The 14,555-nt window shown below is 56.5% G+C and carries 13 protein-coding genes; 5 read left to right on the top strand and 8 right to left on the bottom strand.

Going from position 1 to position 14,555, the window contains the following annotated elements:
- Nucleotides 1-4: 4 nt before the first annotated feature.
- The 3 genes from HB779_RS03690 (at nt 5) to HB779_RS03680 (ending at nt 3,059) form a co-directional block, all read left to right on the top strand.
- On the top strand, nt 5-1,720 hold the full coding sequence (locus HB779_RS03690; RefSeq protein ID WP_188344457.1) for a heme biosynthesis protein HemY: 1,716 nt from the start codon (nt 5-7) through the stop codon (nt 1,718-1,720).
- A gap of 115 nt (nt 1,721-1,835) precedes the next feature.
- On the top strand, nt 1,836-2,312 hold the full coding sequence (locus tag HB779_RS03685; RefSeq protein ID WP_188344456.1) for a TerB family tellurite resistance protein: 477 nt from the start codon (nt 1,836-1,838) through the stop codon (nt 2,310-2,312).
- A gap of 45 nt (nt 2,313-2,357) precedes the next feature.
- Nucleotides 2,358-3,059: a glutamine amidotransferase gene (locus tag HB779_RS03680; protein WP_244642458.1), complete on the top strand. Its 702-nt coding sequence runs from the start codon at nt 2,358-2,360 to the stop codon at nt 3,057-3,059.
- A gap of 5 nt (nt 3,060-3,064) precedes the next feature.
- Here HB779_RS03680 and HB779_RS03675 read toward each other — a convergent pair whose 3' ends face one another.
- Complete coding sequence (locus HB779_RS03675) at nt 3,065-4,306, bottom strand: MFS transporter (RefSeq protein WP_188344454.1); 1,242 nt, start codon at nt 4,304-4,306, stop codon at nt 3,065-3,067.
- 135 nt (nt 4,307-4,441) lie between these two features.
- Nucleotides 4,442-5,131 (bottom strand): aquaporin Z, encoded by a 690-nt coding sequence (gene aqpZ / locus HB779_RS03670; RefSeq protein WP_188344453.1) that lies wholly within the window; start codon nt 5,129-5,131, stop codon nt 4,442-4,444.
- A gap of 258 nt (nt 5,132-5,389) precedes the next feature.
- Between aqpZ and HB779_RS03665 the strand changes: the two genes are divergently transcribed.
- Together HB779_RS03665 and HB779_RS03660 are read left to right on the top strand one after the other, a co-directional pair.
- Nucleotides 5,390-5,689 (top strand): YggT family protein, encoded by a 300-nt coding sequence (locus tag HB779_RS03665; protein ID WP_188344452.1) that lies wholly within the window; start codon nt 5,390-5,392, stop codon nt 5,687-5,689.
- 12 nt (nt 5,690-5,701) lie between these two features.
- Nucleotides 5,702-6,052 carry a DUF167 family protein gene (locus tag HB779_RS03660; protein WP_244642457.1) on the top strand — a complete coding sequence of 117 codons (351 nt, stop codon included), beginning with the start codon at nt 5,702-5,704 and terminating at the stop codon, nt 6,050-6,052.
- Here HB779_RS03660 and ppa read toward each other — a convergent pair.
- From ppa to HB779_RS03630, 6 genes are all read right to left on the bottom strand, one after another.
- Nucleotides 6,031-6,567 carry an inorganic diphosphatase gene (ppa, locus tag HB779_RS03655; protein WP_188344451.1) on the bottom strand — a complete coding sequence of 179 codons (537 nt, stop codon included), beginning with the start codon at nt 6,565-6,567 and terminating at the stop codon, nt 6,031-6,033. The genes HB779_RS03660 and ppa overlap by 22 nt on opposite strands.
- Before the next feature lie 219 nt (nt 6,568-6,786).
- On the bottom strand, nt 6,787-7,293 hold the full coding sequence (locus tag HB779_RS03650) for a GNAT family N-acetyltransferase (protein ID WP_188344450.1): 507 nt from the start codon (nt 7,291-7,293) through the stop codon (nt 6,787-6,789).
- A gap of 148 nt (nt 7,294-7,441) precedes the next feature.
- Nucleotides 7,442-9,271 carry a translational GTPase TypA gene (gene typA, locus HB779_RS03645; protein ID WP_188344449.1) on the bottom strand — a complete coding sequence of 610 codons (1,830 nt, stop codon included), beginning with the start codon at nt 9,269-9,271 and terminating at the stop codon, nt 7,442-7,444.
- A gap of 197 nt (nt 9,272-9,468) precedes the next feature.
- On the bottom strand, nt 9,469-10,854 hold the full coding sequence (gene mgtE / locus HB779_RS03640; protein ID WP_188344448.1) for a magnesium transporter: 1,386 nt from the start codon (nt 10,852-10,854) through the stop codon (nt 9,469-9,471).
- 283 nt (nt 10,855-11,137) lie between these two features.
- Nucleotides 11,138-13,579, bottom strand: coding sequence for an FAD-dependent oxidoreductase (locus HB779_RS03635; RefSeq protein ID WP_188344447.1), 2,442 nt, complete (start codon nt 13,577-13,579; stop codon nt 11,138-11,140).
- On the bottom strand, nt 13,576-14,472 hold the full coding sequence (locus tag HB779_RS03630) for a choline/ethanolamine kinase family protein (RefSeq protein ID WP_188344446.1): 897 nt from the start codon (nt 14,470-14,472) through the stop codon (nt 13,576-13,578). The genes HB779_RS03635 and HB779_RS03630 overlap by 4 nt, the downstream gene beginning before the upstream one ends.
- Between the last annotated feature and the right edge of the window lie 83 nt (nt 14,473-14,555).

Here is a 14,555-nt window from a genome sequence, read left to right as displayed (position 1 = left end):
GAAGATGATCATGATCAGGGTTCTCGTCTTCCTCGTTGTCGTTCTGGTTCTCGGATTTGGCTTTGCCTGGCTGGCGGACCGTCCGGGTGATCTTGTCGTCACTTTTGCTGGTATGCAGCACAAGGTCAGCCTGATGGTTGCTGCTTCAGCCATTGTGGCGCTGGTTGCTGGCGTGATGCTCATCTGGTGGATCATCAAGAGCGTCATCGCCTCGCCCTATGCGCTGCGTCGGCATTTCCGTGCCCGCAAGCGCGACCGGGGTTATCAATCGCTTTCCACCGGCCTGATTGCCGCCGGGGCTGGCGATGGGCAAACCGCCCGGCGCATGATCAAGCAGGCGGAAAAACTGCTGAATGTCGATCAGGAACCGCTGATCAAGCTGCTGGATGCACAGGCGGCCATGCTGGAAGGCCGCACGGACGATGCACGGGCCAAATTCCAGGAAATGCTGGATGATCCGGAAACAAAGCTGCTTGGTCTGCGCGGGCTTTATCTGGAAGCGCAGCGGCTTGGCGCCCGTGAGGCATCGCGGCAATATGCCGAACAGGCTGCGCTGCTGGCTCCGAATGTTGAATGGGCCGCCTCGGCAGCGCTGGGGCAGAAGACGGCGCATGGTGACTGGGATGGTGCCTTGCTGCTGCTGGAAAAGCAGAAATCCGGCAAACAGATCGATAAGGAAACGGCCAAGCGCGAACGCGCCGTGCTGTTGACAGCCAAGGCCATTGATACATTCGAGAGTGATCCGGTGGGATCGAAGCCGATAGCGATTGAAGCCAACAAGCTTGCACCCGATCTGGTGCCTGCCGCGATCATCGCTGCCAAAACCTTGTTCCAGCAGGGTGATCTGCGCAAGGGCTCAAAAATTCTCGAACATGTCTGGAAGAAAGAGCCGCATCCGGAAGTCGCTGAGACTTATGTCCATGCGCGGCTCGGCGATTCCATACTGGATCGGTTGAAACGGGCACGGCATCTCGCATCGCTCTACCCGCACCATGCGGAATCCAGCCTTGCCGTCGCCCATGCGGCGCTTGCTGCCGGTGAACTGAAAGAGGCGCGCGAAGCGGCAGAAGCCGTGCTGCGTACTGCGCCGCGTGAGAGCGCCTATTTGCTGCTGGCTGATATCGAAGAAGCGCAGACGGGTGATCAGGGCCGTGTGCGCCAGTGGCTGTCGCGTGCGGTCAAGGCGCCGCGCGATCCGGCCTGGACTGCCGACGGATATGTGTCGGAACGCTGGGCGCCCGCTTCGCCGGTGACGGGCAAACTCGATGCGTTCGAGTGGAAAGTGCCGGTTGAACAGATCGGCGCTGTGATTGATGCGGGTGATGATTTCGACAGCGCGCTGGCGGCCAAGCCGGTGAAGCCTGTCCCGCAACATGATACCGAACCGCTCATTCCTGCCAAATCCGTGATTGTTGCGGCGGAAAAGCCCGTAATACGCGTGATTGAGCCTGAGGCCGATATCGCAGATGCGGAAATTGTAACGGCCGAGCCAATATCGAAACCTGCGCCTGTGAAGGCCGAGCCAAAACCAGCCGAGACAGCGAAGCCGGAAGAAGTGCATGCCCACGAGCGTGTCGCGTCCGTGCTGCCGCCATTGCCGGAAAAGGTTGTGGTGGCTGAGCGTGAAGAAGAAGCGCTGGTCATTCCGGTTCCGGATGATCCGGGTGTGCAACCAGATGACGAGAAAGATCGACCGAACAAAAAGTTCCGTCTTTTCTAGTTCAACATAAATTCAATAGCGGTCTTTGCGGCAAGATGCACAATGGCGGTACCGGGTCAGCCAAGCTATCAGTTGATTCGGGGGCCATGGGTAACAAGTTGAAAGATCTGCATTTATGCTCGACCGTCTCGTAACCTTCTTCAAGGCTTTGCCATCAGGCGAAAGCGGCAAGGAGCATTTCTCGAAAAACGATCCGCGCCTTGCAGCGGCGGCATTGATGTTTCATGTCATGGATGCGGATGGCGAGCGGCGCAAGGTAGAGCGCAAGCGGTTGTCGCAATTGATTTCGGAAGCCTATGGCCTGAAGGGCGAAGCCTTGAAGCGGCTGCTGGAAGACAGCGAGCAGGCTGATCAGGAGGCCGTCGATCTCTACAGTTTCACCAGTGTGCTCAAGCGCAACCTTGACGAAGAGGCGCGGGTACATTTCATTGAGCTGATGTGGGATGTCGTCTATGCGGATGGCAATGCCCACGAGCTGGAAGAAAATGTGGTGTGGCGCGTGGCCGAACTGATCGGCGTATCGTCGCGTGACCGCGTTACCATGAAGCAAAAGGCGGCCCTTCGCGCCAAACAGCCGGTGCAAGAGGAATAGGGATCTGGACGGATGTTCCAAACAGACTGGACGGGGAGCAGGCAAATGAAACGCCCGAAAATCCTGACGGTACTGCATCAGGAACGCTCAAGTCCCGGCCGCGTTGGCCAATTGCTGTTGCAGTCAGGTTTTGATCTGGATATCCGCCGCCCACCTCTGGGTGATGAACTGCCTGAAACCCTCGAAAACCATGCCGGAGCCGTGATTTTCGGCGGTCCGATGAGCGCCAATGACCCCGATGAATTTGTTAAGCGGGAAACCGACTGGCTCTCCGTTCCCCTTGCGGAAAACAAACCGTTTCTTGGCATTTGCCTTGGCGCGCAGATGCTGGCCAAGCATCTTGGCGGCATGGTCGGCCCGCATCCGGAAGGGCTGGTCGAAATCGGCTGGTACCAGCTGGAAGCAACGGAAGAGGGTAAGGCTTTGATGGACTGGCCGTCGATGGTCTACCACTTCCACCGTGAAGGGTTCGATCTGCCGAAAAGCGCAACGCTGCTGGCGACCGCGAAGTCCTATCACAATCAGGCTTTTCGTTATGGCGAAAACGCCTGGGGCGTGCAGTTCCATGCGGAATTGACCCGCGCCATGATGCAGCGCTGGGTCGTACGCGGTTCAGAGCGCTTTTCGATGTCCGGGGCCCAGCAGGGACGTGAACATCTGGAAGGCCGTCTGGTTTACGACGCCATGCTGAAGGCTTGGCTGCACCGGTTTCTGGATACGATTTTCGGCGTACCGGTATTGGCCTGAGCGCTCTATGTTCGGCCTTGCAGATTGCGTGCCTTGCGCAATTGCGGAAACCAGTATGCCCACAGACCTGCCACGGCAATCGTGCCGATGCCGCCAAAGACCACGGCCGGAACAGTGCCAATCAGTGAGGCCATGATCCCGGCACGGAATTCGCCGAGTTCATTGGACGCCCCGACAAACACCATGTTGACCGCATTGACGCGGCCCCGTACGTGGTCCGGCGTCCATAGCTGCAACAGCGTTTCCCGGATATAGACACTGATCATATCGGCAGCGCCCATCAAAGCGAGCAGGGCGATCGACAGCCATGCAAGGTTCGAGACGCCAAACATGACCGTCAGCAGACCGAAGAGGGCGACAAACAGGAACATGATCATGCCAGCATGGTCACGGATCGGGTGACCCGCCAGCCAGAGGGCAGTGAGGATGGCACCAATCCCCGGCGCGGCGCGCAGCATGCCAAGCCCCCAGGGTCCAAGCTCGAGAATATCACGGGCGTAGACCGGGAGAAGAGCAACCGCACCGCCAAGCAGAACGGCAAACAGATCGAGCGAGATTGCTCCCAAAACGACCTTTTCTTTCCAGATGTAATGAAAACCGGCCATCAGGGTCTGGAAGGATTTCTTCTCGGTCAATGTGTGCTGGGTTGGTTTTGGAATCGAGAAAATGCAGATCGTGGCTGTTGCCAGCAAGATCGTGGCGACGGTGTAGGCAATGGTGGGCGAAAGTCCATAAAGCAAGCCGCCAGCAACGGGCCCGACAATGGTCGCAATCTGCCATGCGGAGGAATTCCACGATACGGCATTGGAAAACACTTCGGTCGGTACGAGATTGACGACCAAGGATGCCGAGGCTGGCCCGAGGAATGCGCGGCCGACACCGAAACCCGCCAGAATGGCAAAGACGGCCAGCGGCGTGAAACTATGGGTAATGGTCAGGATCAACAGGAGGGCTGCGCAGAGCACTTCTGCGGCCAGTGCCAACCCCATGATGAAACGGCGGCCAAACCGGTCTGCAGCGGCACCGGTGATGAGAACCAGCAGCAGCGACGGCGCAAACTGAACCAGCCCCACAAGACCAAGATCGAACGGATCGCGCGTCAGGTCATAGATCTGCCAGCCGACAGAAACGCTGATGATCTGGATCGCAAAGGAACCGAAGAAGCGGGAAAGCCAGTAACGGGTGAAAGACGAATGGCGAAAAGCGGCATATCGATCATGCGCCGCAGTTGTTTCAGGCAGGGTCATTGAATGAAAGGCTCCAGACTTGGAGACTCTTTCTAGAACAATTTGCCATCAAAAGGGATAGGACATGTGAAATATTACGCGAAACAAAAATGGGCCGGAATAACCGGCCCAAAGTGATCATGAAACGATTGGAACTCAATCCTTACCGAGCAGCGCCTTCCAGATGATGGCACCGATCACCGCTCCAACAAGCGGGGCCACCCAGAACAACCAGAGTTGGCTGAGGGCTGCTGTCTGGGCAAACAAGGCAACGCCAGTGGAACGGGCCGGGTTGACGGAGGTGTTGGTTACCGGGATCGACACCAGATGAATCAAGGTGAGGCCAAGACCGATTGCGATTGGCGCAAAGCCAGCCGGAACGGAAGAGGATGTTGCACCAAGAATGATGATGATGAAGAAAGCAGTAAACACAACTTCCGCAATCAGCGCCGCTGTCAGTCCATAGCCGCCAGGCGAAAGATCAGCATAACCGTTGGAAGCGAAGTTTTTGGCACCGGCGAAATCCGCCTTGCCCGAGGCTATCAGATAAAGCACAGCAGCAGCGGCAATAGCGCCGATGACCTGTGCAATCCAGTAAGGGATAAGATCCTTGAAGTCGAACCGTCCCGCTACGGCAAGGCCAAGCGAGACAGCGGGATTGAAGTGGCCGCCGGAAATTCCGCCGACCGCATAAGCCATGGTTAGAACCGTAAGACCAAACGCAAAGGAAACACCAAGCAAACCGATACCGACGCCCGGAAACGCAGCGGCCAGAACGGCACTGCCGCAACCGCCAAGGACGAGCCAGAATGTACCGAAGAATTCGGCTGACAGTTTATTGAGCATGGAAACCCCCTAGATAAATGCTTGCCGGAACTGCCCGACTCACAACTATAAGTTATTCCTGTTTTTAAATTTCAACAACAACGTGTGATTGTGCCAGGATGTAGGCTTGCTTTTACATGCAGGCGTATTGCACCGACTTGAAAATACTTGGTGCAAGACGCAGCAAATCCGAGTCGGTATTGCAGGCCATCATCGCGCCCGCCTCTTGCCCGCAAGCCTGTCAATCGCTACATGTCGCGTGATTATCAGGAGAAACCTATGCTCGCGTTGTTCATAACCCTCGATGTCGCACTTAACATTCTGTGGTGGCTTATTATCGCATCCGCGATCTTCTCGTGGCTGTATGCCTTTAATGTCATCAACAACAGAAATCAGCTGGTGGCTTCCATTGGCGATTTCCTGTTCCGCGTTACTGAACCGATACTCCGGCCCATCCGTAATCTGCTGCCGAACCTCGGTGGCATCGATATATCGCCGATAATCATCTTCCTGATCATCATTTTTCTGCGCACGTTTTTGCGCACCAGCGTGGCACCGCTCTTCGGGGTGTACTACTGACCCTGTTTCACCGTGACCGCCCCGAGCGCTTTCTTCAAAATAGCGGATTTCGGTGTCACGCTCTTCGTGCGTCTGACGCCGAAAGCGGCCAAGGACACGATTGAAGGTGTTGAAGAGACGGGCGACGGGCGGGCACATCTGAAAGTCCGGGTGCGGGCTGTCCCGGAAGACGGCAAGGCCAATGCGGCGCTGGAAAAGCTTCTGGCGAAATGGCTTGGTCTTGCAACGCGTGATGTGTCCATTAGTGCTGGCGCCACATCACGGCTGAAGCAGATAAGAATTTCGGGCAACCCGGAAGCGTTGGCTTTAAAGCTTGTCTCTCTGGGATCGCCCGAACAATATCAGGCCTTCTTGGCGTTATGACGTTCCATCGCCTCGGTGATCAGCTTGCGGGCCGCATCTTCGTCGCCCCAATCACCAATTTTCACCCACTTGCCAGGTTCCAGATCCTTGTAATGCTCGAAGAAATGCTGGATCTGCTTCAGCGTGATTTCCGGCAGGTCCGTATAGTTGTGGACCTTTTCGTAACGCAGCGTGAGATGCGGCGAAGGAACAGCGATGATCTTCTCATCCTGGCCCTTGTTATCTTCCATGACGAGAACACCAATCGGGCGCACGTTGATGACGCTGGTCGGCATCAGGGCGCGGGTGTTGCAGATCAGAACGTCAATCGGATCACCGTCATCCGACAGGGTGTGCGGTACAAAACCGTAATTGCCCGGATAGGTCATCGGGGTGTGCAGAAACCGGTCGACAAACAATGCGCCGGAATCCTTGTCGAGTTCGTATTTGATCGGCTGGCCGCCGACGGGTACCTCGATGATTACGTTGACATCTTCAGGGGGATTATTGCCGACCGGAATGGCATCAATGCGCATATTATAGTGTCCTTGTTGGTTTGGGAGTGCTGTAAAGAACTTTACGGCGTGGTGCAAGAATTGCGTCGCCTGCGAAGCCCTTAAGAGGGCGATTAGACCTATTTAGGGGAAATAAGTGCTGAAAAAGCCTGATATCGGCAGGTCAAACAAGGTCAGTTGCTTCGCTCGGTTACGCGAAGACCAAGGGGTTATGCGTATCAGGAGTTGCATTGCTGCCGGTCAATTCCAGACGAAGGCGATTTTCTTCAACGTCTTGCCTTCGAAACATTCGACACCTTCAGCGACATCCTTACCGCCTGCGCTATGGTAGAAACTGGTTGCCAGATCGTTGTCTTCAAGCGCCCAGATGACCATGCCTTTCAGACCCTGATCAATCAGGCTGCGGCGCGAGGCACCAAGCAACCGGGTACCGAGGCCAAAGCCCTGATATTCCGGACGGATATAAAGCTCGTAGACTTCACCCTTTTGCGGCAGTTGCCGCGCCCGGTTCGGTCCGAGCGTGGCATAGCCTGCAACGACGCCGCCAATATCGGCGACGAGAATTTGCGTGGAGCGGCGAATGGCCCGCGCCCACCAATCCGCACCACGGCGATGCAGCATGGTGTTGAGGGAGCGATGCGGAATGATGCCCGTATAGGCACCCTGCCAGGCAGCCAGATGCACAGCGGATATCGCGCCTGCATCGGCCAGTTCTGCTCGTCTGATCTCGGTCACATGGGTGTTCATGGTTCCTTAACCATAGACCCGGGAGTCGGGATTTCGCAACTGGGTTTGAAAACGATTTTTCGTGTCTTGCACGGAAAAACAAAACAGCGTTAAAAACAAAAAAGCGGCGAAATTCGCCGCTTTTCTATTCATGATTTCAATGGGTACGTTACGCAGCGCCCGCTGTCTTGCTGCTCTTCTCGAAACGCTTGCGTTCGTTCGGATCAAGATAAAGCTTGCGCAGACGAATGGACTTCGGTGTCACTTCAACCAGTTCGTCGTCCTGAATCCAGGATAGGGCGCGTTCCAGCGTCATACGGATCGGCGGTGTCAGCTTGACGGCTTCATCCTTGCCGGCGGCGCGGATGTTGGTCAGCTTCTTGCCCTTGAGCACGTTCACTTCCAGATCGTTATCACGCGAGTGGATGCCGATGATCATACCGGCATAAACCTTGGTGCCAGCTTCGATGACCATTGGGCCGCGATCTTCAAGGTTCCACATGGCGAAGGCAACCGACTCGCCCTGATCGTTGGAGATCAGAACGCCGTTGTTGCGGCCAGCGATTTCACCCTTGAAGGGCTCGTAAGCACGGAACAGACGGTTCATGATGGCCGTGCCGCGTGTGTCTGTCAGAAGTTCCGACTGATAGCCGATAAGACCGCGTGTTGGCGCGTAAAATACCATGCGGACGCGATTGCCGCCGGATGGGCGCAGTTCGACCATTTCGGCCTTGCGCTCGGACATCTTCTGCACGACCGTGCCTGAATATTCTTCATCAACGTCGATGAGGACTTCTTCGATTGGCTCAAGCAGGTTGCCGTCTTCATCTTTTTCCATGACGACGCGCGGACGCGATACGCCAAGTTCAAAGCCTTCACGGCGCATGTTCTCGATGAGAACGGCCAGTTGCAATTCGCCGCGGCCGGACACGAAGAACGAATCCTTGTCGCCGGATTCTTCGACCTTCAGTGCAACGTTGCCTTCGGCTTCCTTAAGCAGACGATCACGAATGACGCGGCTGGTTACCTTGTCGCCTTCGGTGCCGGCAAGCGGAGAATCGTTGACGATGAAGGACATGGTGACTGTTGGCGGATCAATTGGCTGGGCATGCAACGGCTCGGTCACTTCGGTTGCGCAGAACGTGTCAGCAACTGTGCCCTTCTGCAGACCGGCGATGGCAACAATGTCGCCCGCATGGGCTTCATCGATCGGCTGACGCTCGAGACCGCGGAATGCAAGGATCTTGGAGATACGGCCGGTTTCCAGCTGGGTGCCGTCGCCATGCAGAACCTTGACCTGCTGGTTCGACTTGACTGTGCCGGAATGGATGCGGCCGGTGATGATACGGCCGAGGAACGGGTCGGCTTCAAGGATTGTGCCGATCATCTTGAAAGCGCCTTCGCCAACGGTCGGCGCTGGTACATGCTCAAGAACCATATCGAACAGGGCAGACAGACCCTGATCCTGTGGACCTTCCGGGTTGCGCGCCATCCAGCCATTGCGGCCTGAACCATAGAGGATCGGGAAGTCGAGCTGTTCGTCGGTTGCATCCAGAGCGGCGAAGAGATCGAAAACCTCATTCACAACTTCTTCGTGGCGTGCGTCGGGACGATCGATCTTGTTGATGGCAACGATTGGACGCAGGCCAACCTTCAGCGCCTTGCCAACAACAAACTTCGTCTGCGGCATCGGGCCTTCCGCAGCATCGACGAGAACGATAGCGCCGTCCACCATGCTGAGAATACGTTCGACTTCACCACCAAAATCCGCGTGGCCGGGTGTATCAACGATGTTGATGCGGGCATCTTTCCAAACAACCGAAGTGGCTTTGGCGAGAATCGTGATCCCGCGTTCCTTTTCGATGTCGTTCGAATCCATCATGCGTTCGGCAACGCGCTGGTTGTCACGGAAATTGCCGGACTGTTTCAAAAGTTCGTCAACGAGCGTGGTTTTGCCATGGTCAACGTGTGCGATGATCGCGATGTTGCGCAGTTTCATGAGTTTCTCTTTTGGAGGATTGTGGACGCACACATGCTGGCGCCGCTTTGCATTTGCGCGCTCCTTACATGTTTTTTCGCAAATGCGAAAGGGGGCATGCGCTTTTGGCTGGCCGTTGTCTGCATTCCAGCTATGCTTCTATATAGACTCTCAGGATCTGATGGCGCGGCAAATCAGCTGAAATGCCGCGCTTGTTGCTAAAGAAGCGTGCCTGAGAGGAAAACCAGGGCAATCGAGAAATAGATCACCAGCCCGGTCACATCGACCAGCGTGGCCACAAAAGGCGCTGATGCACTGGCCGGATCGAAGCCGATCTTTTGCAGAAGAAATGGCAGCATGGACCCGACAAGGGAGCCGAAGGTCACAATACCGACCAGCGCAGCACCTACGGTTGCGGCAATCAGCATCCAGTGCGGGCCGTAATCATACAGACCGACCATCTGCCAGGTGCTGATACGGATGACGCCGATCAGACCGAGGAAAGAGCCGAGCACCATGCCAGTCGGCAGTTCGCGCAGGGCAACCCGCCACCAATCCTTCAGCCGCAATTCCTGCAGCGCCAGCGCGCGGATGAGGAGCGATGTGGCCTGCGAACCGGAATTGCCGCCGGAGCTCATGATCAAAGGAATGAACAGGGTGAGGACGACGGCCTTTTCCAGCTCGCCCTCGAAATATTGCATGGCGCTGGCCGTCAGCATTTCGCTCAGAAAGAGCACACCGAGCCAGCCTGCCCGCTTGCGCAACATCTGCACGAAGCCGATTTGCATATAGGGCTTGTTGAGCGCCTCCATGCCGCCGAACTTCAGCGTGTCTTCGGTCATTTCCTGCGTCATGGCGTCGATCACATCATCGACGGTAACAATACCGATAATGTGATTGTCGTCATTGACCACGGGAACGGCCAGCAGGTCATGCTTGCGGAAGAGCCGGGCCACATCCTCCTGGTCGGTCAATGGTCTGACCGTTACCGGTGCCACATCGCGGCCGACACTCATGATGGAATCGTCAGGCTCGCTGGTGATCAGGCGGCGCAGTGCGACAGCCCTGAGCAGGCTTTTTGTCTGTGGGTCGGTGACATAGATTGCGTAGATGGTTTCGCGGGAGCGCTCGACCTCACGAATATATTGCAGCGTGGCTGCCACATTCCAGTCGGCAGGGACGCTGACAAATTCGGTCGTCATCAGACTGCCTGCCGTATGGGGCGGGTAGTGCAGAAGTTTACGCAGTGCCGCCTTGGTTTCCTGGCCAAGGCTCGAGGCAAGGCGAATGCGTGTGGGATCGTCGAACTGCTGGAAAATGTCAGTGACGCGGTCGGCGGACATGCCGTCAAGCAACTCGCGCGCAACAGCGGCGGGAAGCTCGGCAATGATATCTGCCGACGAGTGCAATTCCGGCTGATCGAGGATCAAAACCGCGTGATCGCGCGGCATTTCAGCGAGAATGCCGACAGCATCCTCGATATCAAGTTCATTGAGCAGTTCAACAGCGTCCGCAGCCTGCATGGCTGCAAGCTGTTCTGCCACGTTGGATGCCGATGCCAGTTCGGCAACATCTGCATCCTGGTTCAAGCGAAGGTCGTTCATTTTAGCTCGCCTTTCCGTCGATCCGCCGTCATGGCTGATCGGGGCGAGCTGATCTCTTAAGAATCAGGCCACGATCGCCAATGACGGCGCAAACAATCGACTACTACTGTCGTCGTTGGGCATAAGAGATAGACTCCGGTTTGGTGATACGGGGCCGGGGTTTGGCCGGTCACGTGCCGCCATTTGGTCCCCTCCAGAGGGAAAGTCAACCCCCCGGAAATTATGCCGCAGGGGCCAGAATTGCTGGCGTTTTGGTACTGCACCTGAAGCGGGAACCAAGTTGCTAGGCTTTCACTTTGGCATTCTGGGGATCATAAAGCGGATCAAGGTGAATCTCGGCCGTGAAACGGTCATTGGCGACGATCAATTCATAGGTTCCGCCGGCAAGAAAATCATCCGTAACCCCTTCGGAGTTGCGCACATAACCGTAGCCGATGGGCTGGCCAACCGTATAGCCAAACCCACCACTGGTGAGATAGCCGACAGGCTTGCCATTGCGCAGGATCGTTTCGCGGCCGAGCAGCACAACATCTTTGTCGGTGACCGTGAACCCGGCAAAGCGTTTCTTCAGCGAGGCGGCGTGAATGGCCTCACTGGCTTTGCGTCCGAGAAAGGCTGTTTTCCTGCGCAATTTAACTGCCCAGCCCAGTCCGGCTTCAAAGGGCGAGTCGTTCGGCGTGATATCCGAACCCCAGGCACGATAGCCTTTCTCCAGCCGCAGTGATTCCAGCGCCCGGTAGCCGACGGGCTGAATTCCCAAGGGTTCGCCCGCCAGCATCAGGGCATCGAATACAGCGCCGGTCGCAGCAATCGGGATGTGCAGTTCCCAGCCAAGCTCACCGACATAGGTGATGCGCAGGGCACGTACGGTCGTCCCGGCAATTGTAAGCTCCCTGATATGGCCGAACGGAAATGCACCGTTGCTGACGTCCGTATCTGTAACCTTGGCAAGCACATCGCGCGCTTTCGGCCCCATAAGTGACAGGGTTCCATAGTCCTCGGTAATATCAGTCAGCGTCGCGTCGAGACCTGCACCTATATGATCTTTGATCCAGCTGAAATCGTGGGTGCGGAAGCCGGTGCCGGTGACGATATAGAATCTGTCTTCAGCAAGCCGAGCAACGGTCAAATCGCATTCAATTCCGCCGCGGGTATTGAGAAGCTGGGTATAAGTCAGCCGCCCCACGGGTTTCGACACATCGTTGGCGCAGATATAGTCGAGCACCTGCTGTGCATCCTTGCCCGTCAGCTCGTATTTGGCAAAGGACGACTGGTCGAAAATTCCGACCTTTTCGCGCACCAATGCATGTTCCTTGCCGACCTGATCAAACCAGTTTTGACGGCCCATGGAATAGATATCGACCGGCTCCGTCCCTTCAGGTGCAAACCAGTTGGGGCGTTCCCAGCCAAGTTTCGAGCCAAAGACGGCGCGGTGTTGCTTCAACCTGTCATAGAGCGGTGAAACGATGGCCGGGCGGCCGGATGTATATTCCTCATGGGGGAAGCCGATGGTGTAATGCTTGCCATAGGCTTCAAGCGTGCGCTCGTTCACCCAGTTTCGGTCGCGGTGCAGATTGGAGAAACGGCGGATATCGACCGACCAGAGATCAAGCGGTGCCTCGCCATCGATGACCCACTGCGCCAGCACCCAGCCGGCGCCGCCGCCGGATGCGATGCCAAAGGCATTGAACCCGGCGCCGACAAACATGTTGGAGCATTCCGGCGCCAGACCGAGGATGAAATTGCCATCGGGCGTGAAGCTTTCCGGGCCATTGATCATCTGCTTGACGCCCACGGTTTCAAGCGCGGGAATACGCTCGATAGCCTGGACCATGTGCTGCTCGAAATGATCAAAATCATCATCGAACAGGCGGAACTGCCAATTCTCGGGGACATCACCGGTGACCCAGCCCTGCGGGTTGGGTTCATATCCGCCCATAACCAGCCCGCCGACTTCCTCCTTGAAATAGGTACGCCGGTCCGGGTCGCGGATAGTGGGGGCATCGGAGGACAGGCCGTCGATCTTTTCGGTAATGATATATTGATGCTTGACCGGCTGTAACGGGACATTGATTCCTGCCATATCGCCGACCTGCCGGGCCCACTGTCCGGCGCAATTGACGACCTTCTCGCAGGCAATATTGCCCTTATCGGTCTTCACTTTGATAATCCGGTCACCATCCATCTCGAAACCGGTTACGCGGATATTCTCAATCAGTTTGGCACCGTTCATGCGGGCACCGCGCGCCAGCGACTGGGTGATATCCGAAGGACTGGCTTGTCCATCTGTCGGCAGCCAGCTGGCGCCAACCAGATCATCGACCCGCATCAACGGCCACATGGCCTTGACCTCCTGCGGGGAAAGCAAATGCATTTCCATGCCAAAGCTGCCTGCGGTGGTTGCCAGACGCCGAAACTCGGTCCAGCGATCCTGATTGGTTGCCAGGCGCAGACACCCGGTCATTTTCCAGCCTGTGGCAAGTCCGGTTTCCGCATCAAGACGTTTGTAGAGATCAACGGAATATTTGAGGACGCGGGTGATGGAGGCTGATGAGCGCAACTGCCCGACCAGACCAGCGGCGTGCCATGTCGACCCTGATGTAAGCTGCCCCTGTTCGAGCAGAACCACGTCCGCCTTGTGATCCTTGGCGAGATGGTATGCCGTTGAACAACCGATGATGCCGCCGCCGATGACGACGATCTGGGCGTGACTGGGCAGGGTCATGATTTGCTTCCGTATGTGGTTCGAAACCGGTCAAGCGCCTGTTCCAGCCGCTCCAGATTTTCTGTTGTATAGGCGACGTAATCGACCCCGGGGGCATTGAGATAAAGCTCCGAAACCATGCCCCACATGGCTTCACGCAGCAGCGAGGCGCATTGCATGGCGGCGTGAGCACGCTTCATTTCGTGGTCGGGCGCTACGCCGAAATAGGCGGCGAGCAGAGCTTCGGATTCATCCTCTTCAAGCCCTGCATTGGACGCGATACCGGCAAGGTCGAACATGGCGGTTGAAAAACCCGCATATTCAAAATCGATCAGCCATAACCGTTCGCCATCGTCGAGAATATTGGCCGGCAGGAGATCATTGTGACTGAAGATGATCGGTAATGGCTTTTGCGCGGCTTCCATCTCGGCTGATATCGCGAGGTAATCCTGCAAATGTTGAGCCATCCGGCTTTTGCCCCTCTTCAGGATGCGGGCATAGTCGCGGATGACATGGAACACCCAGAACATGAAGCCGGGACCACTGATATGTTTGGGCATCTGCGTGTGGAACCGCTGAACCATGTTGGCGATGCGCGGAATATTGCCGCGCACATCCTCGGCGTCATAGGTCTTGGCGCCCAGAAATGCCGATACCATGACGCCGTCTGCCGCGTGGAAAAGTTCGGGCGCAAATCCGGCGTCGAAAGCTGCCTTGGCAGTCATGGCTTCGCGGTCGCGAAAGACATGGTGAAAAGGGTAATCCGTACCGAAACGCACCACGTATTTGCGATTGTTGTCTTCAACGACATAGCTCTCGTTGCTGATCCCGCCCTTGAGCAAAGCAATGCGTATGGCGCCCTGCCAGAGCGGCAAGGCAGCAATGCGGGCTTCACTGGTCAGGTTTTGCTTCATCAGAACAATCCAAGGGGTGACCCATCGCGTCCGGTTGGACACGGCATGGCTGGAGTTCAATCTGAAACGGGCATGGTGTCAAT

The organism is Phyllobacterium sp. 628 (assembly GCF_014189505.1).
In the GTDB taxonomy this organism is placed as follows: Bacteria; Pseudomonadota; Alphaproteobacteria; order Rhizobiales; family Rhizobiaceae; genus Phyllobacterium.
The sequence above is the reverse complement of the archived record's forward strand: the minus strand, read 5'-3'. Positions and strand labels throughout refer to the sequence as shown.